Origin of the sequence: Novipirellula artificiosorum (assembly GCF_007860135.1) — a bacterium.
Classification (GTDB): domain Bacteria; phylum Planctomycetota; class Planctomycetia; order Pirellulales; family Pirellulaceae; genus Novipirellula_A; species Novipirellula_A artificiosorum.
Map to the genome: position 1 here is coordinate 452,141 of NZ_SJPV01000003.1, position 18,532 is coordinate 470,672.

At 54.7% G+C, this 18,532-nt stretch carries 13 protein-coding genes; 2 read left to right on the top strand and 11 right to left on the bottom strand.

Annotated features, from left to right (window positions below; translation table 11 throughout):
- Window positions 1-4: 4 nt before the first annotated feature.
- The 10 genes from Poly41_RS11555 to Poly41_RS11590 form a co-directional block, all read right to left on the bottom strand.
- Window positions 5-2,092: a serine/threonine-protein kinase gene (locus Poly41_RS11555; RefSeq protein ID WP_146526320.1), complete on the bottom strand. Its 2,088-nt coding sequence runs from the start codon at window positions 2,090-2,092 to the stop codon at window positions 5-7.
- 189 nt (window positions 2,093-2,281) lie between these two features.
- On the bottom strand, window positions 2,282-3,457 hold the full coding sequence (locus tag Poly41_RS11560) for an alpha/beta hydrolase family protein (RefSeq protein ID WP_146526321.1): 1,176 nt from the start codon (window positions 3,455-3,457) through the stop codon (window positions 2,282-2,284).
- A 90-nt stretch (window positions 3,458-3,547) separates the two neighbouring features.
- The gene (locus Poly41_RS11565) at window positions 3,548-5,704 is read right to left on the bottom strand and encodes a right-handed parallel beta-helix repeat-containing protein (RefSeq protein WP_146526527.1); all 2,157 of its coding nucleotides are present in this window, start codon (window positions 5,702-5,704) and stop codon (window positions 3,548-3,550) included.
- A 170-nt stretch (window positions 5,705-5,874) separates the two neighbouring features.
- Window positions 5,875-7,260, bottom strand: a complete 1,386-nt coding sequence (locus tag Poly41_RS11570) for a sulfatase family protein (protein WP_146526528.1) — start codon at window positions 7,258-7,260, stop codon at window positions 5,875-5,877.
- Window positions 7,261-7,577: 317 nt separating this feature from the next.
- A complete protein-coding gene (locus tag Poly41_RS34865; RefSeq protein WP_231615601.1) occupies window positions 7,578-7,868 on the bottom strand; it encodes an alpha-L-fucosidase in 291 nt (96 codons plus the stop codon).
- Window positions 7,861-8,310: an alpha-L-fucosidase gene (locus Poly41_RS34870; RefSeq protein WP_231615602.1), complete on the bottom strand. Its 450-nt coding sequence runs from the start codon at window positions 8,308-8,310 to the stop codon at window positions 7,861-7,863. The genes Poly41_RS34865 and Poly41_RS34870 overlap by 8 nt, the downstream gene beginning before the upstream one ends.
- Window positions 8,307-10,484 (bottom strand): glycoside hydrolase family 172 protein, encoded by a 2,178-nt coding sequence (locus Poly41_RS11580; RefSeq protein WP_231615603.1) that lies wholly within the window; start codon window positions 10,482-10,484, stop codon window positions 8,307-8,309. The genes Poly41_RS34870 and Poly41_RS11580 overlap by 4 nt, the downstream gene beginning before the upstream one ends.
- Before the next feature lie 146 nt (window positions 10,485-10,630).
- Complete coding sequence (locus tag Poly41_RS11585; protein WP_146526322.1) at window positions 10,631-12,052, bottom strand: sulfatase family protein; 1,422 nt, start codon at window positions 12,050-12,052, stop codon at window positions 10,631-10,633.
- Between the two features lie 355 nt (window positions 12,053-12,407).
- Window positions 12,408-12,572: a hypothetical protein gene (locus Poly41_RS34035; RefSeq protein ID WP_197231234.1), complete on the bottom strand. Its 165-nt coding sequence runs from the start codon at window positions 12,570-12,572 to the stop codon at window positions 12,408-12,410.
- A 107-nt stretch (window positions 12,573-12,679) separates the two neighbouring features.
- Entirely contained in the window at window positions 12,680-13,879 is a 1,200-nt protein-coding gene (locus Poly41_RS11590) for a DUF1559 domain-containing protein (protein ID WP_146526323.1), read from the bottom strand.
- 498 nt (window positions 13,880-14,377) lie between these two features.
- Here Poly41_RS11590 and Poly41_RS11595 point away from each other — a divergent pair, with 498 nt between their 5' ends.
- Together Poly41_RS11595 and Poly41_RS11600 are read left to right on the top strand one after the other, a co-directional pair.
- Window positions 14,378-16,030 (top strand): sensor histidine kinase, encoded by a 1,653-nt coding sequence (locus tag Poly41_RS11595; RefSeq protein ID WP_146526324.1) that lies wholly within the window; start codon window positions 14,378-14,380, stop codon window positions 16,028-16,030.
- A gap of 8 nt (window positions 16,031-16,038) precedes the next feature.
- Entirely contained in the window at window positions 16,039-16,305 is a 267-nt protein-coding gene (locus Poly41_RS11600; RefSeq protein WP_146526325.1) for a response regulator, read from the top strand.
- A gap of 192 nt (window positions 16,306-16,497) precedes the next feature.
- Here Poly41_RS11600 and Poly41_RS11605 read toward each other — a convergent pair whose 3' ends face one another.
- Window positions 16,498-18,264: an arylsulfatase gene (locus Poly41_RS11605; RefSeq protein WP_146526326.1), complete on the bottom strand. Its 1,767-nt coding sequence runs from the start codon at window positions 18,262-18,264 to the stop codon at window positions 16,498-16,500.
- Window positions 18,265-18,532: the final 268 nt, after the last annotated feature.

An 18,532-nucleotide genomic window follows, 5' to 3' on the forward strand; every position in this document is an offset into this window, starting at 1 on the left:
GATCCTACTTCAATGGAAGAAATTCCGTCGGTTCCGAAGCAGCGCCGTCAAGGACAACTAGCCGGGCAATAGTAAGCGAGCGGATTGCGGTGCCCCCAATTGCAAGGACACCTAAGACGCCAAGCGTAACGAGAATCACTTTCCACTTCCACCGAGTCACATAAACGGCGATCAATACCACGACACCGCAGATTCCCAGCAGGACGCCAACCAGGGAGAGTGTGATCGCGGTGTCCCGCATACCCAATAGGGGTTGCTCTGTCTGAAGCTCAAGTTCCTGTCGCAGCAATGCTATTTGTGCATTAGCTCGCGCCAATTCTTCACGAGTTTTGGCGGCGACCCTCTTGTGCATCTCGGAAGGTTCCGATTTGCCATCACTCATCGCCGCGTCCTGTGTTTCCTTTAAGCGATTCTTCACGGATTCTAAAGCATGGAGCTGTTGGTTCAGGTGATAGAACGCCTGGCTTTGTTCGATGAGTTGTCGTGTTTGCTCGGTGTCATGCATGCGGAATCCGGCGATTGGCAATGCGATCGCAAAAAGCAGGCAGACGGTCCCGGCAGCGGTCATGCCTTGACGGTGGCTCGACGCTTTTCTCGAAGACAAATGGCCATCGAAGAAAGGGCCGCCATTGCGGAACAGCCACCACGAAGAGACAGGCAGCGTGATCGTACCGAACCAAGACAGAATGACGATGATTGCTTCTGCGAGAATTGGATTCCATTGCGGGTCATCAAGAAATGCTTGGAAAAAGAATATCCCGAACAGCCCAACCGGCAATGCAAGCAGCGCGCTCAGCCACGCCAGCCAGAGTAGCGGCCGCGGTTGCCGCTCTGCTGTTGACCTTCGTTGACGTGCTGCGAGGGAATCATTCCATCGCAAGATGAAGTAGCTCGCGATCAGCGAGAGAGGACCAAACAGCAGCATCGCTGCGGCCATGTACCGCTCGTTGATCCCGAGTAGCGAACAGAAAAGGATCAGAAAAACAGCAGCCAACAGGAACAGCACGATGCTGGTTGCGGCGAAAGTCAGGCCCCTGACAAACGGACTGCTTTGAAAGGGATCCGCCATCGAATCGCTTTCCGGTTGGTCCAGTGAAAGTGATTCCAATTGAGATTTGAGGGCCGCCGTGGTTGGCCATCGTAATTCGGGGTCGCGATCGAGGGCTCGCAGTACGATTTCATCCAGCCGAACATCGACCGCAACTTTGCGAGAGGGAACGTCAAACCGGCCGCGAGGCACTTCGCCAGTCAGCATCTCATACAAAACAACGCCTAGCGAATAAACATCCGCACGTTGATCAACTGCGGCGGGATTTTGCGTTTGCTCAGGAGCCATGTAGTTGGGAGTTCCTAAGACCCCAGCGCCGGTGAGCTGCATGTCCTGCGTCGCGAGATCCGAATTGGCATTAACACTTGACGTCGACTCATCTGCCGACAAGCGAACGATCCGTGCGATACCGAAATCGGCTATTTTTACGTTGCCCGCACGGTCCAACAACAAGTTTTCCGGCTTGATGTCGCGGTGTACGATTCCTCGGCGATGAGCAAACGTTAATGCTTCGCAAACCGGTGGGACAATCGATAACGCTTGCTCGGGTGCCAATCTGCCTGCGGCCATCGCTTGCCGCAAGTTCACGCCATCCACATATTCCATCATCAGGAAGTAATAGCCACCGGCCTGACCAAAATCGTGAATCGTCACAATGTTCGGATGATTCAGTTCCGCCAATGCCCGGGCTTCGCGAGTGAAGCGTGCCTCGAAGTCGTTCGTTCCATCCGATTGGCGGGTCAGCAGTTTGATGGCGATCAAGCGATTGAGCGACTTCTGTCTCGCTTTGTAGACGGCCCCCATACCACCCTGCCCGATAAGCTCGATCACCTCGAGTTGCGGAAAGGCTGAACGGACATCCTCAATGTTCGGTGGCGTTTGCCCTGGTGTCGATGTTTCGCCATCTTCCGTCTCCCCGGCCGCCTGAAACATCATGCAACGCGGACACAGTCCACCCAGCGTTTCGACAGGCACGGATGATCCGCACTGAGGGCACCGTCGCGTGTCCGCTTCCCTATCGATTTGATTGGGTTCGTGGGTCATGAATTCCTCAATTCTCGCATCTGTCGTCGCTCCAAAGACCTTCCGCTACGGAACTACTTGCGGATTTGAGTCGGACATCTAACTCGAATTTTGGAAAAAGTCTTGTTTTCATTCAGCCCATCTAGCTGGACAGCGCCACTTTGTGGGCGATTTACCGTAATTTGCCGCTCATAAAGTGGCGCTGTCCGTCTAGGGAACCGGAACGAATTCGGAACTGACCATCAGACCGCGTTCATCGGTGAGATTGAAAAACACAATCGACGCACCCTGCGGGACCGTCGCATCCATCGTAGAGCCAGAATGCTCTACCGGCAGGGTTTCCCATTTTCGCTCCGGCCAAGCCCCATCATCCCGTGTGTACAAAAGCTCCGATTGGGTGACTTTCGAGGCGCACGAGAACGACACCGTGACTTGATCCCCTACAATTTCCGGTCGTGAAAGCTTGGCCAGCGGAAGACCGTCTTTCACAATGCTGTCGGCAAAAGCATAGATCTCTTTCGGGTTCCATCCCGGGCCGTGTCCATGCTTCATTCTTAGTTCAAATCGCAGCGTCGCGGGTCCTTGGACGGCTTGCGCGGATTGCTGCGTCGCTGGCATGGGAAAGTGCGTGTCATTGGTACCATTCACCCACAGGCTTGGAATCGTCACATTCTCGAAATATGCCGATCCATCGTAATACTGATTCACAAAATCGCTGTAGGCCCCGGGTGTGATGGCAAGCCCTTGGTTTCCGTCGGAATCGGGCAAGTAACCACAACCATAGACCGGAATGGCAAACTTAAAACGAGGGTCCACGCCCATCACGGTGCTGGTGAGGGTACCTCCCCAACTGATCCCAGTGATGCCAATTTTTTCTGAATTCACTTCGGGGAAGGAACGGATCAGCGAGTGAGCCAAGATCACCTGCGCCACCGCATGGTAATACCACTGCTCCTCAATCGGATCCTGATAGTTCTGAAAAATGCCTAAACGTTTTAAACCCGGGTTCTCCATGCGCGTCGGTGTGCCCTTTGGGTAATGGCCTTCCAAATCCATGCTGATTGCTGCATATCCATGGTCATTCCACTTTTGAACCCACGTGTCAAACGCAGTACCTCCGCCGCCATGCACACACACCACCGCCGGCCAACCACCCTCAGGAGTCGGTCCCTCCGGAGCACCGTAGTAGGCAAAGGCCTGCACCCGCTTACCACGAACAGGGATCGCATCAAACAGCAGCCCCGTCATCCCGTCCTTGGCCGCAACGTCGGTCTTTTCCCATTGGGGTACCTGAAACAAGCGTTCGATATCCCATGGGCTAGCCGCAGCGGAATCGCGGTTGCCTAAAACGCAAAATGTCAACAGCAACATTGCTTTGATCTGCATTCTTGATCCCTTCACGATTGGGTCCCTTTCGCATCACGATCCAGCAAGCCGACGCTCAACCGACTCAACAGCATGCTGCACATCCGATCCTCAATTTCGCAGTCCTATTTCTGAGAGGTCGATGGGGACGATGCCCATCTTCAAAGCGGGAGAATTCGGCTTCAACCGGAAATCCCCGTTCTCGGGATCCACAAAAAGTGGGTCGACTGCTTGGCTATGAGCATCCACGTCGTCGCTTTGTTGCTTCTCCAACATCGCTTTGCCCAACGTAGGATCCGCCGTGCAATAATAGATATTGTAGTCGGTGTTGGCTTGCTTGGAACGAGCCAGCGTCCGGCCTCTTCGATCCTCGTTTTGTCCTCCTCTGCCTGGCGGCAGTTCATCGATGAAGGTGCTTTCTGGATTGGAGGAATAGAAGATGTTCCGCTTGATACTTGCCCCCGTCAGCGGGCCTTCTCGAACGGCCAGATAGTAACCGCGGGGCGGCGCAATGATGTCTGCAACTATATTATTTTCAACGCGAGTATTCAGCTTGAGCATGATGCCTTGCGAAGTGCATTTGTAGATCAAGTTTTCGGCGATCAGCGTGTCCCGTTGCCCGCCATCGGTTCGGATTGCACACTGCATGATCATGGGTGCAACCAGATGATGGACGTAGTTGCGGCGGAGGACATTCCCCGCGCCCGCTCCACGGATGTAGATTGCATTGCCGTCGCCCAGTTCTTCCATGACGTGATGGATCTCGTTGTACTCAATCCGATTGTCATGTGTGTGTAGGAAAGGACGCACTTCATCGAGTGTTTTCCTCGAACTTGCGCCACCGATTTCATGCCACCGGATGGTCCGTGTGAGTTCCCGCCCCGATCTCGCGAAAAAGTCGGTCATGCAACCGGAAAGGATCACTCCTGTGTAGGGCGTGTGGTGAATCAGATTGTTTGCCACGCGGTTTTCTCCGCTCTGCCAGACCATGATGCCGGGCGAGTGCGAATAGATTCTGCCTGTATGGTGAATGTGGTTATTGAAGATCAGGTTGCTTGAATTCACGTCTTTTGTGCCAGGTCCATAGCCACAGAGCAATATGCCAGAACCTCCAAGGTGCTCGATATGGTTGTTTGAAATTTTGTTGTTCATCCCGTGCAGATCCACCCGGATCGCACCGCCGCCACTGTGAGCAAAATGGCATCTCTCGATGACGCAATTCTCCGTTCCACGCAAGCGCAGCATGGCGGTTCCCTTATCGTGCATCTCCCAATCGTGTTGCAGCCCCGCGTCATCCTCGGTCAAGGTATAGCGATCGCCATGTAGGAACGTGAGACCTTCAAAATGCAGATTGCGCACCGGCACGTCTTTCGGACCTGCTTTGTCGACCGCCCCTTCCACTCGGATCAATTCCTGTAGCTTCGGTGCAAAGACGTCCCCCTCGTTCCGCGGCCACAAATAGAGTTTTCCCACCTTGGTATCGAGCACCCACTCGCCTGGCTGATCGAGTTCTTGCAAAGCGTTCTCCACCCAACAGGATTCGGTTTCTGGCAGAAAGTGGAGCTTGTTCATCGCATAGGTCGCGTCGATGGTCGTTTGTGCGATCTGCCTTTTTTCATCGACCGACTTCAAGGGCAGAACATTCACAATCCAGGCGTGATGCGGACGCACGACGATCTCAACATCTTTCAGATTCGAAAAATTGCTCAGTTTTCCCTTTGGAAAATGGAGTTCATTACGACTGCCGCCTTGCAGCGGAATGAAGCCAGCTGAGCGAGCTCGTGGTAGCATCCCCTGTTCATCAAAGAGAGACTTAAAGCTACTGGCAATACTGGCTTCGAAGACTTTGCCTTGTGCCGTCTGTGGCAAGCCTGGAAGCGTTCCCTTGACTTGCTGCCACTCCTTGATCTGGCTGCCGGAACTCAATGCAGGTGTCTCACCAGGATAGGCCGCATAGGTGATCGTTGCCCCGTCTTGCCCGGAATCCTCCAAGCCAAACACGACGGTTTCGCTCAACACATACGTTCCTTCACGAAGACAAACAACGATGTCCGTCGATTTGCTCTTTTTCAATTGCCGAACCGCATCGCGAGCTCGGGCCAGCGTGGCGAACGGGCCATCGTTTTCTCCCCGACTGGGATCGGCCAAGGTCCCCGACCAATTGTCGGAGCCATCGGGCGATACATAGAAGTCGGCCGCCGGACGTGCCGGCTCTGCAAAGACGCTGCATAGCTGGACAGCGCCACTTTGTGGGCGATTTGCCGTCATTTGCCGAATCAATCTCGGACTGAACGGCAAGACGCTAGCTGCCGTTATTTCCTGGTCATTACCGGCGGCTAGCGCCTTGCCGCTCATTAAATTGCGCTGTGCAGTTAGGCTGCCGAGACTTAGTACCAACGCAATGGTCAAACAATTTTTCCTGTCACGCATCTGTTTTACTACTTTTTGAATTTCTTGAGATCTGTCTGTTTCGGATTCACGCAACAACGTGGGTCAGGTGCCTGAGGGAGCGACTTCTTCCAGACGTCGAGCTGCTGGACCAATTTTTGGACGATCTCGGGATTCTGTTGGGAGACATCCACCTTTTCGGCCCAATCCTTTTCCATATCGTACAACTCCCTCTTGCCAAGCTCCTTGTTCAGGATCAGTTTCCAGCGGCCATCGCGGACACCCAGGGACGGCCAGTTTTCATCCTGCGTTGCACCGCCCTTCCATTCCCAAAAGATTGGCTTGCTGCGTTGCAGCGGTTCGCCTTGGAAAGCGGAGAACACGTTTTCTCCATCGGGAACAAACCCATCGGGCAGCTCTCCATCCGCGATTTCCAGGAAGGTGGGAAGCAGATCCACCGCAGTCAGCACGGATGTCTTGTCCGTTTGACCAGCTGGCACGACTCCCGGCCAACGTACGATCAATGGCACTCGGATCCCGCCCGCAAAGAGAGAGCGTTTTCGTCCCTTCAATCCACCCGTCTCTCCCACCGAATAGTAGCCGCCCAAGCCGGGGTCGCCCTTGTGGTGTATTTTTGCCTCTTCACCGCGAGTGACTTCCGGACCGTTGTCCGTGGAGAAAACAACGAGCGTCTTTTCATCGATGGCCAATTCCTTCAACAGCGCCAACACGCGGCCGACCCCTTCATCGCCTTCCGCGATCACGGATGCATAGACCCTTTGTTGTTCATCGAGGTCATGGAACTGCTTCAGGTATTTTTCCAAAGGGTAGTGCGCGAGATGCACCTCATGGAGCCACAAATTGACAAAGAAGGGCTGGTCCTTGTTCTGCTTGATGAAAGCGACTGCATGATCGACCGAAGCTAAACCATCTTTCTTGATATCGTTGGTCTTGGAGCCATTGAACGTAGCGTAAGCATCGTAGCCGTATTGATCTTCCGTCGGCATACCCGCTCCGCCGCCCAGATGCCACTTTCCAAAGTGTCCCGTTTTGTAACCTGCATCTTGCATCATCCGCGGAAGCGACGGTCCCAGCGGATCAAGCCAATCGGGCATGCCGCGTTTCCGATTCGAGGTCACCCCAGCGAAGTGTTGGTGGATGCTTTGCCGTGCTGGAAATTGTCCTGTCATCACGGCAACCCGACTCGGGGAACAAACCGGACTGTTGACTGTGAAGTTCGCAAAGTCGATTCCCTCTTTTGCCATCTGGTCTAGATGTGGGGTTTGGCAAAACGTGCTGCCATGGCTACTCAGATCTCCATATCCCCAGTCATCCGCAAAGATAAAGATGATGTTCGGCCTGTCCGCAGCCCCGACGCAAAGCGGAGAGAGGATCGCAAGCAACAGAGCAACCACGGTTCGCTTTATGGCAAGCATGAAGGTTTCTTTGATTTGAGGATGGGCCGAGTGTTTCAATGAATGGACTCCACTTTTTAGAGCATTTCAAAAATTGACATGGGATGTAGGATGTAGGGCCGGTTCCTACCGGCCGAATCGAGGCAGGCTCTGCTGCGGAGCAACCTGCCGAGGGATAACTGGGGCAGGGCGGGAAGAGTTTCTCGCTGGGAAAGGGTCGAACGGGCGTGTTTTTCCGGGGTTTCTATTTGAACATCGAGATAGAATGACGCGGAACATACTCTGTCTGCCCTGAAATGCCTTAAAAAACCCGGGGATCGGCATGAAGATGGAAACAGCTACCCACCAAATTCCGTGGGAGAGCCACTTTTATAAACGATACTGCGCCCCGAGATCATCCGCGTACACACATGCACGCGACACACAGGAAGATGAACATCCCATCGAAACTTTTCCTTGCTTGGAACAATCAGGGGCGCATCCGGTTCGTCCCAGTCCTGTGCCTGCGAGTAGTAGACGCCGAACCTCAAACCCTGTCGGTGGCACGCTTCGCTCAACTCCTTGATGATGTCCCGTTTGAACGGGGTGTAGTCGACGATGTTGTAGTCGCTGACCATGGAATCAAACAACGCGAAGCCGTCGTGATGCTTCGACGTGATGCTTCGACGTGATGACGACATAGCGGATGCCAGAATCCTTGAAGACCTTTGCCCACTGATCCGCGTCGAACTCCGATGGATTAAACTTTGCGGCCACCTGATGGTATTCCTCGGCCGGAATCTGTCCGGAAATCTGAATCCATTCGGAATAGCGGTGTTCCGTCCCGCGACCCTGGTATTCGCCTTCCAACGTCGAGTAGACGCCGAAGTGAATGAACGCGCCGAACTTGGCATCGTAGAACCATTTTTCCAGTCTCGCTTCCGAATCGGCGGTCTGTTTCAGGTCATCGGAAAAGCGGTATTCAAAGCTCGTGTTCGGCGCGGCTTTTCTAGCCGGTTGCTTGTTCGTTTCGGCCGCCTGGACCCCTTGCGAGCAGAAGAGGATGATCAGGAATCGCATGACATGGTTCATTGGTTTTCCATCATGATGATTTGTGTTGAGCCGACGGCGAAGAAGAGAACGACGCAATCGAGACCGAAAAAGGAACCTTTGCTTTTCGGATTCCTACCAACGACTTCCGCACGGAGCAGATAGGCATTGTCGACCGGGGCGAACTCGCCCAGCTTGATCGGCCCCGATGGGATGGGTTTCGCCGCGTACAAATCCACCTCCTCGCCCGCCGGCTGTTCATTGACCGTGAAACGAACGATTCCAAAGTCATGACTCCTCGTGGCGTGAAGGATCAACTTCTGGGCAACCGTCCCTTGAGCTGGAATTCGCAGTTCGACAAAGTCTCCGGCCTGTCGGCCCCGCACTAACAACTGACTGGAATTGCTCCAAGTCCCCTTGATTTTGGTCAGATCCTGGGCTGCAGCGGCCAACCCTTCTGACTTGGCGGCGATCTCCGATTGCTCCACCTCGGTTGCGTTCGGGAAGAGCTGGTTACCCGTTTTGGTCGGCGTCAGAGAGCCAAGCTTTTTCGTAGCTGCCGGCACCGTGTTTTTTGACATCTCTGGCAGCGGGGGCACGTTGAGCGCCTCGGTGGCGTCGGGCTTTCGGTTCGATGTGGTCTCCTCGAAGCCATACCAATAGACACCCACGCCGTAGCCCATGTCGCAATCGGTGACGGACCAGACTTCCATATCCAATTGCAAGGAACGGCCGAAAGGCATGGTGTCGAGCGCTCGGGTACGCCCCTCCGTGCTGTAGCCCTGCGTGTTGCGTTCGTCAGATTGATTGCGATTCAGTTTGTTGTAGCGATGCGATCGCACCTGGCTATGGAAGGGGTGCTCGTAGAAGTCGGTACTCCGTCCACCCCATGAATAGGCGTAATAGTCTTCGGTGCCGGTTCCAAAAATCGATGGGAACTTCTCACCGTCGACAAAGATCTTCTCGTCACCTTCGCCCCACCATAATTCGACGGGATTCATAACGGTTAGCGTGTCGCCAACGTAAACGCCTTTTCCTTGGGTCGTGATGTAGTTCCAATCGGAAAATGGACGCGTTGGAACGGGATATTGGCCGCGCCACCCGGCATGAAAATACATGGACGACTTGTCCCAGTTCCAATTGCCGACGTTGGCGTGGAGCTGCACCTCCACCGGTTGATCACCCAGGTTGACGATCGAAATGCGACCCGACCGCTGGTACGGCATGGTCCAGCGGGATGACATCGTTCCGTCCTCCGCGACGCGACGATACCATCCTTCAAAGGGATGCAATCCGATACCACATCCGAAGAAATCGCCCACAGGACACCAAACGGTATCCTTCCCATCAAAGTTCATCTTCAACACAACCGAGCGAGTTGTCGCAGGAACTTCATAGCTGCCAAGCTTGACTGACAATGCGCGAACGGCCGCAGCTCCCTCGGGCAGAGAAAGGGTTCGTTCCGCACCCGGTGCGAGCGTTCCGTTGAACGAAACGGATTGGCCTGATTCATCCGTTTTCGGATGCAACAGCTCCTGGCAGGTCGCCTTGATCAACGGCGCGGCCGCCTCGAATGCCTGCATCGTAAAGGTCTCGACGGGAGTCCCCTGAGGATACTTGCGATAGGTGAATTGGAAGAAGAATGGGGCTTCGGAGACCGTGACTTTGCAGCTCTTTGCATACGGGATCGGGAAGAACGAAACAGCGGAACGCAACGAAGGGTGAGCCAGCGGAAAGGGAATCATGCCCTTGCCCTGAAACAGATCAAACTGGTTCCCTTCGATGACCGGTTCGCTGGCTCCGTCCAAGTAGAACCGAATGATCGTCGTTGTTTTGGGGTTCGCCTGACCTCGCCACGGCATCCACGACCGCACAATCGTTCCTGGCCCCGTATCCTCCATCAAGACCCACTCTTTGCGGCCATCGTTGTCCTCGATCCGAATCAGGTTGCTCTGTCGCTTTTCCGTGTTGAAGTCCCCATTGGCGAACCAGCCTTGGGGATTCGCACTTGCCGGTTCTGGAATTTTCGATTCACGGTTGTAGCTGCTGTCCTGCTTGAGGCGAAAATCGGAGGTCGGATACCTCGCCACCGAATCGCGATCGACCATTTCGTGCAGAAGTGATTCGATGCGAATCGGTTCCTGCGTCTTCCCCTGCTTGGAGCTAAACAAGGCGATTGCAGATAGCATCGCAATCATGATGCGATTCGTTTGCATGGTTTCACTTCCGCTTTCATGGTGTTAGTGGTTTTCATCGCTCGTCGAGCTCCAAACCCTTGGTCATGCGAGAATCTCACTCGCTCCCGTCAAACTCGCCATCTGGATCCGATGGGATGCGACAGCTGGGGCCAATTTCCATCCCGCTAATCTCCATCCCAGATATGCGAACCGCTAAGCAACTCTCGGTAATGCACCTTCATCCGTTGCGTGAGTTCCGCCAGCTTCTCCGGCATCGATGAGGATAAATCCTTGCTCTCACCAATATCGTCCGTGATCCTGAAGATTTGAAAATCAGACAACTCCGCCGCCTTGACCTCCGCTTCGTTGTCGGTAGACACATTGACGAACTTACCGATGTTGAGCTTGGCCAAAACTTTCCAATCACCATCTCGCATCGCCACCCGGCGCTCGTTGAGGGCATTGTAATAGATCCAAAGCAACGGCTTCGGACGCAACGGGGCATTGTTTTCGAGTGCCGGCAGAAAACTGGTTCCGTCCAACACCAAATCGGCCGGTGGCGTGGCCCCGGCTAGCTGGCAAAAAGTGGGCAAAAAGTCCAGCGAAGAAACCGGATGGTTCACAACCTGATCGGCCTCGATCCGCTCTGGCCAACGCATGATACCAGCCACCCGAAAACCTGCATCCGTGGTCCACAGCTTCATGCCACGCAAGGGCGTCGCTCTACCGAAGGAACGCCGTGCTCGGGAGTATCGCTTCAGTGTCTCGGGACCGTTGTCGGCGGTAAAGACAACGAAGGTATTCGAGTCGACATTCAAGTCCTGCAATGCAGCCATTAACCGGCCGACAGCCACATCGACATTGGCAACGTTCGCAAAGTACTGGGCCTCATCCTCATTCTTGGCCATTGGGCTGTAGTGCTCCACCAGATCGTTCGGCGAGGCAACGGGTTCGTGAGGTTCATGAAAGGCCACATACATAAAAAACGGTTGCTGGGGGGCCTTCTCCTGCTGACCCTTGAGCCAATTGACAGCCTCATCCACGACCAACTGACAGCTGAATCCCGTGAGCGGGCCGACAGCCTCTCCGTTGCGGGCAAAGTTGTTTGGATTCTCGTGAGAGGGACTGGCATTATTCTGGGTACCAAACCAATGATCGAAACCTGCGCTGTCCGGCTGAGGTTGTTCAGATGAATTGAACTTTCCGTTGCAGTGCCATTTACCCGACATACAGGTTGCATACCCCGCCTGCTTCAACAGCTGAGGGAGGGTGACCTCCGAGGATCGCATGTAAATGTTGCGCCCTCCGGGAATGAAGTCATAGACACCGGCCCGATTAGGACTACGTCCCGTCAACAATCCGACGCGTGAGGGGGAACAAACCGGTGCAGCAGAGTAGAAGTTGGTGAAGCGTATGCCTTCCTTCGCCAACTGGTTGAGGTGCGGCGTCTTGATCTGAGGATGGCCATAGCATTCAAGATCCCCGTACCCCAGGTCATCACACAAGACAACCACGATATTTGGCCTATCAGCAGCCTTAAGCTCTGGAACGCTAAGGCAGACGGAGAGTAGGGCGATGCCAAGGAGAAGCTTCTCGTCGCAGTTCATCGTGGTTTCCTTTGCTTTGACAAAATGTGCTCCAACGGCATTGTCGCCGCATCATCTGGGGCTTGCCGTTGACGGAGTCATTCTACACTCCTTCGCAGGTCTTCACGATGACACGATCTCGACGAGTACGTCCAGCCAAAAAAGAGATGAAGTTGGCGAACCCGAAGCGGAGTTTTGAAGTTGCTCTTTTCGCATCACCCGCCCGCACGAAGAGATTAGCTGGACAACGCACTGTGTGGGCGATTTGTCGTAGTTTACAGATCACGAGCTGCACGAACAAACTCGCGAACAACGTAGACAACGCTGTCGCGAGTTTGGGTCGCTTCTTTTGGCCAGAGTCGGATTCAAGACTCGACTATTCCTCGACAATCTCCTGGGAGGTCACTTTGGCAAGCTCGGCCTCGTAATCCGCAATCGCTTGCTGATCCACTCCGTCGGTCACGGTTCGATTTGCCTCGCTGCCACAACCGGCAACAAGTGCGACTAAAAAAACAAACGACAAGAAGGTCATTACTTTCATCGGGGTGTCTCGATTCGTAGAGGTTTTGTCAAAAGAGTGATCGAAAAACGAGCGCGTCTGGGTACAGCCCATCCGCTTGGTGGGGATCAATCGGTCAATCGAATTGATTAGAAGTCGCCTTCCAGCGTTTCCTTGCTGGCTCGTGTACCCAACGCTCCCCAAAGCCCGTAAGGGCTCTCCGACCCAGGGACGTTGTTTAGCCATATCGAGGCCGCCGTCGAATTCCCCGCCTCGATGGAATCGGTGATGAACTTGACAGCTCCATCCCCCATCAAAACATGGCATCCGCCTTGATGGCGACTGGACATGGTCGCAATCAGCGTGGTGCCAAGGGTGTTGTAGGGTCCGCAAACCTCACTGTTCGGAGCTAAGATCGTCATGCAACCCGAGAATAAAGGTCCATGGTCCGCCCAGCGATAACCACGACCGAAGAGTTTGCGCGAGACCATAAAGTATTGAGGATCCCAATACCGTGGTCTCTCGGAATCAATCAAGGGTTTGCAGGCGGATGGGTTGTTGCGAATACCCGTCAGCCCGGCGCCGGGAGCACTTTGGTTGACGGCCGATTCCGTGGTGATGGTTCGATTGTCGTTATCTCCAAGATCGGTTGCGATTTCGCCCATCGCAATCGTGTTGGACAATCCGTCGACGCAATCGCGGAATCGTGTCATATCAATCGGTTTGTAGAAGCCACGGTGCGCTGCATTTGCGTGATTTGCGGCGGCAGTTGTCTTCGCGGTTCGCTGGTTATTCCAGGGCCCAAGATAGACTCGCCATGAGGAATCTCCGACGCAAGCCGCGTAGTTGGTTCGGCCCAGTGCAGGAAGCCCAAACCCGGGATCACTTGGGCAGCGAAGGGCAGCGACCTCGGTCGTCCATGGGATGTATTGAATGTCATCCGGGGTTGGGCCCATCGATGGCCACGGGGGATCCTGCAGGGCGCCATCGGTTCGCTGCGTATTTGGGTTGGAAATCGTCTCCCAAAGTGCTTGCTGCTCGATAAAAGGCATAATTGGCACGAGCGTGCTCAAGCGATAACGATTTCCCAGTGCCGATGGACGGTAATACTGGTCGGGAGTTCCTGGCTGAGTTCCGGTCCCATGAGTCGGCACCTGCGAGAAGGCCGAGTGGTAGTTGTGAATCGCAAGCCCGAGCTGCTTGACATTGTTGCTACAACTCATTCGCCGAGCCGCTTCGCGGGCGGCTTGGACTGCTGGTAGCAAGAGACCGACCAGGACCCCGATGATTGCGATCACGACGAGAAGTTCAACCAAGGTGAACCCGCGACGAAGCTTTGGGTGGCTCATAAAAATGCCTCCGAGAAGAGAAAAGAAAGAAGTAAAAAGTTAATTAACGAACCGAATACGTGGGTGGTCAACCGCTGTATTACGTTTTCGTCTTGCCGTGTCTTCCGCCATGCCGGGCAACCACCGGACTCATCGGAGAGCGTGGGGACCCGAACGATGAAAAAGTCATCTCTAAGCTTTGGCTGTCCATCCTGGCTTGTCGAGGATGAAATGCGACATGAGGCTAACGATTTGCGACATACAAGGAAATCGCCAAAACTCTGTCGCTGTCTTTCGTTTGTTGTCGATCCGTTTTTTCCACCTGCTGGACGACCGCCCGTCCCCTCCGTGCTTGGTCCCGTCCCCTCTGAGACGTGGTGAAGAACCGGAACGCAAGGATGCGGCACCTTAGAAGCTTGGAAGGTGAGTCTAATACCTGCTCCATGCGCAGTCTGTCCTCCGTTTAGATGACACGGCTGGATTCTTTACGGGTACAATCGCGTGATGGTCCGATCCTGCATGCGACGAATGTGTCTCTTCTTGTTTGTGATTCCCTGTTACCCAGGTGGGCTCAATGCACAGGCGGAAGTGGACCAGACAGGTCCGATTGCGACAGGGCCGATTCAAACCAAGTCGATACAGTTGGACGAAGGGATATCGCGTCTCGGCGGACTGACCCGGTCGCAATTGGAGTATCGCCTGGCAGAGATTGACGAGCAGCTTCAGCGTTTGTGCCCGATCAGTTTGCGCAGTGGGGTTGGCGCGGTCGGCAGTCGAACCGCAGTCGGTCCCGAGGCGTGGAGGTCCGAGTGGTTTCAGATCGAGCTGGACGGTGCGTCTCCAATCGACCAGATCGTACTGGTGCCAACGATTTGGCGTGATACGAGAGCCGGACTCCGAGCCGATGGCTTTCCCTTGGAGTTCCGAATCGTTGTTGGCAGCAAAGGAGATTCCACCGGAACGGTCGTTGCCCGTTACACCGAGAAGGATGGTTTGCTGCCGCGTATCGCACCGCTTGTCGTGCCTTGCCCATCCATCGTTGCTTCCTGGGTGCGGGTTGAAGCCCTTCGATTGTCACCACGCCTTTGGGATGATCAGTATGTGCTTCAATTGTCGGAGGTGCTGGTTTTCAGCGGTCAGGAGAATGTTGCGCTGAATCAGAACGTCGTCGCTTCATCCGGCATGCGTTTCGAAGGTGAAACGCGGCACAAAAGATTTCTTGTCGATGGATTCGTTCCCTATCTGATGGACGCCAAAGAAGGGGAAAAGAGCATCGCATTTCGAAAGCAAGGCGAGATGGATGACAATCCCAATCGACCGTTATCGGCAATCACCGATGGTCGAAATTTCCATGGTGCGATTTTGCCAACGCGCGATTGGATCAATGACTTGGCAGCGCGTCATAAGTTGGAGACCGATCGCCCCCTCGTCATTGCGGAATTGAATCGTCACTATTCGCGCCAAGCGTCGCACCTAACGCGCATGACCTGGTTGGCCGCGTTGGCCATCGTCGGGATCGGCCTGACGATTTTTATCGACTTCATCATCCGCAGCCGTCAGTTGGCGAAAATAAAGGAACGTTTTGCCGCGGACCTTCACGATGAACTGGGAGCGAACTTGCATGTGATTGGTCTGCTGGGGGATCTCGCGCAAGACGCCGTGGATTCCCCAGAAAAGCTCAAACGGCTGCTTCAGAGGATCCGCGTGATGACGGAGCGATCCGGCACTGCGGTCCAGTTCTGCACCAACACGCTGGATGCCAAGGGGCTCTACACGGAGTTGCTGGCGGACATGCAACGAACCACTCAGCGAATCATGGCCGACCAGGAAGGCGAGTTGCGTTTTCGAGGAAACGAAGAATCGTTGCGACGGCTGAAACCTCGAACGCGGGCCGACCTGTTCCTGTTCTATAAGGAATGCTTGGTCAACATTAGCCGCCACAGCGAGGCGACACAGTTCTCCGCACACCTGGAAGCCAAACCAAATGATCTCACTCTGATCGTCTGCGATAACGGGCACGGCTTAGTCGATTCACCCGGCGACGGTGTTCCTCCGTCACTGATGCGTCGGGCGAGATTGATCGGAGCCCAGGTCACCGTTACGCATCCCGAACGGGGTGGGGCCTGTGTCAAGCTCCAATTGCGAATACGAAAAGCGTGGCGTCAAAAATAGGCAAATCCATGCAAGCAACCATCCAAGTGATGCTGGTGGAAGACCACCCTGAATACCGCGAAGTCATCCAGCTCGCCCTCGAGGATGAACGTGATCTTGAACTGATCGCCCAGGTTGGTTCCTCGGAGCGCGCACTGGCCGTCCTGCGGCAAAGTAAGCAGAGCGACATGCCCGATTTGATTCTGCTCGACCTGAATCTGCCTGGAATCTCTGGCCTGGAAGTTCTTCCCACACTCCACTCCATCATCCCCGAGGATCCTTGCGCAATCGGCTAAAGCCTACGACTCCAACATGCGCAGTCTGTTTTTTACTCAATCGATGTAAGCTGATTGTATACAAAGGGTTACGGGGAATATGTTTGGACTGATGAATAACCCGGGTTAGCCATTCATGATGCGATGAATGCCGTCCACGATGTTGACTTCATGAAAGTTGACGAGCTGGTCGATCCGCAGCACCCCTTCGCATCAATGAATCGCCTCGACTTCCGTGAAATAGGCTCCACCCGCTTTTCCATGCTTGTCATAGAGCCAGGTCACCAATTCCGTAGGACCGGCGGGAAGATCGACTTCAAAAACGACGCCTTTGCTGTTAGGTTCCACCGGCAACGTTTGCGTCTGTCCGGCGACTTCGATTTTCGCATTGACGGCGATCACAGGTTGGTTGGCTTGTTTGGGATATTGTCGAAGCGTGAGCCGGTAACGGCCCGCCTGTTTGACTTCGAGCATCCACGGGCCTGTGACTCGCGGCAGCTTGCTGATCGCCTGGAAATTCCACGGAGGGTTTCCGCTGGGCAGGTACCAATCCTGCGAACAGAGGACGGTCGGATTCTCTGCGGGACTTCCAACATCGATCCGAACCGCAGTCAACCGAGGCGATACCTTTTCCCAAAACGGGGCATAATGAGCACGCAACTTGGTCATGACCTCAGGATGCTCTTTCGCGACGTCGTTGCTTTGGGCGGGATCAGCCTGGATATCATACAACCCTTCCCCATCGGAATTCACCAGTCGCCAGCGCTGCGTCATGACGACCGAATACGCGAACGGTTTGGAAGGCAGCGTTTTGGCCCCCGCACCGCCATGAAACTGCAACACGTGATGATCCCGCATCCACGGCTGGCCCGAGGGTTGCAGCAGCGGTTTCAAAGAGACGCCGTCCGGTTGGTAAGCTTCTGGGACCGGAATATCGCAGAGATCCGCCAGGGTTGGCAGCACGTCGATGTGGGCTGCGAGTGTCTCGATCTCTTTGCCACCCCTTAAGCCACCCTGCGGCCAATACATGAAGAACGGCACGCGATGGCCGCCATCAAAGACCGACGACTTCTTGCCTCGCATGCCGGCGTTAAAGCCGACGAGTGGTTTCGAATCCAAGCCCTGGAATTTCCCGCCTGCGGCCGTCCCATTGTCCGTCATGAAAATCAGGATCGTATTCTCGGCCAGCCCAAGTTCGCTGATTCGTCGTCGCAAAATCCCCAAGTTGTGATCGATGTTCGCGATCATGCCGTAGAAGTTTGGGTTCGCTACCGCTTTGTTTCCCAGATAGGGCTTTGCCCATTGTTCCGGCACACGGTACGGGCCATGCGGCGCGTTGAGCGCCAGGTAGAGAAAGAACGGCTTGTCTTGGTTCTGTTCCACAAAACGGATCCCCTCCCGAAACCAGACATCCGTGCAATAGCCCTCGAACTTCTCAAACTTTCCATTCCGTTCGTAAGTGTCATCGAAGTAGTCGTTCCCCCAGTGGTCAGAAGCTTGACCAATTCCACCGCAACGATGCCAAACGACATCCTGAAAACCTCGGTCCTGGGGTCGGTGCGGGGCGTTGTCACCGAGGTGCCACTTACCAACCATGCCGGTGGCGTATCCGTTGTCGCCGAAAAGATTTGCAAGGGTCTTTTCGTCCCGGTGCAGCATCGTGCGTCCCGAACTGGTGCGGTAGGCGCCCGAGTATCCCGGGTGGTTGCCGGTCATGAGTGCCGCACGCGTCGGCGTGCAGAACGGGCTGACATGGAAATCGGTGAAGCGGATCGCTTCTCGACTGAGCTGATCAAGATTGGGCGTCTTCAGTATCGGATTTCCATGACAGCCCAGATCGCCGTACCCCTGATCGTCCGTCATCACGAGGATAACATTCGGGCGTGAACCGCTAAGTGATTCCGCAGACACGGAACCAGCGAAGGCCAGCAGGACAAATCCGTAGGTCATAAATTGCACAGTGACTTTTAGAGTGATCATTTCATTTGTTCGTCATGCAGGTTTGATGCGGTTTCATTGCAGAACGGTTCGGACCTAACGGAACGCCGCCACGATGACTTTCACCGATCGCAAGTCGCGGCCTTGTCGTTCGTGCTCGTGCTCGTGCTCGATCGTCGAGTTTCCCATCCTAGTACGAGTCCCCCTTTGTTGCCTCCCCCACGGAATTGGTGGGTAGCGGTCTGCCATCTTCATGCCGATTCTATCGGAGGAGAGACATCCAATGTGTATCATCCTCGCTGGACATTCT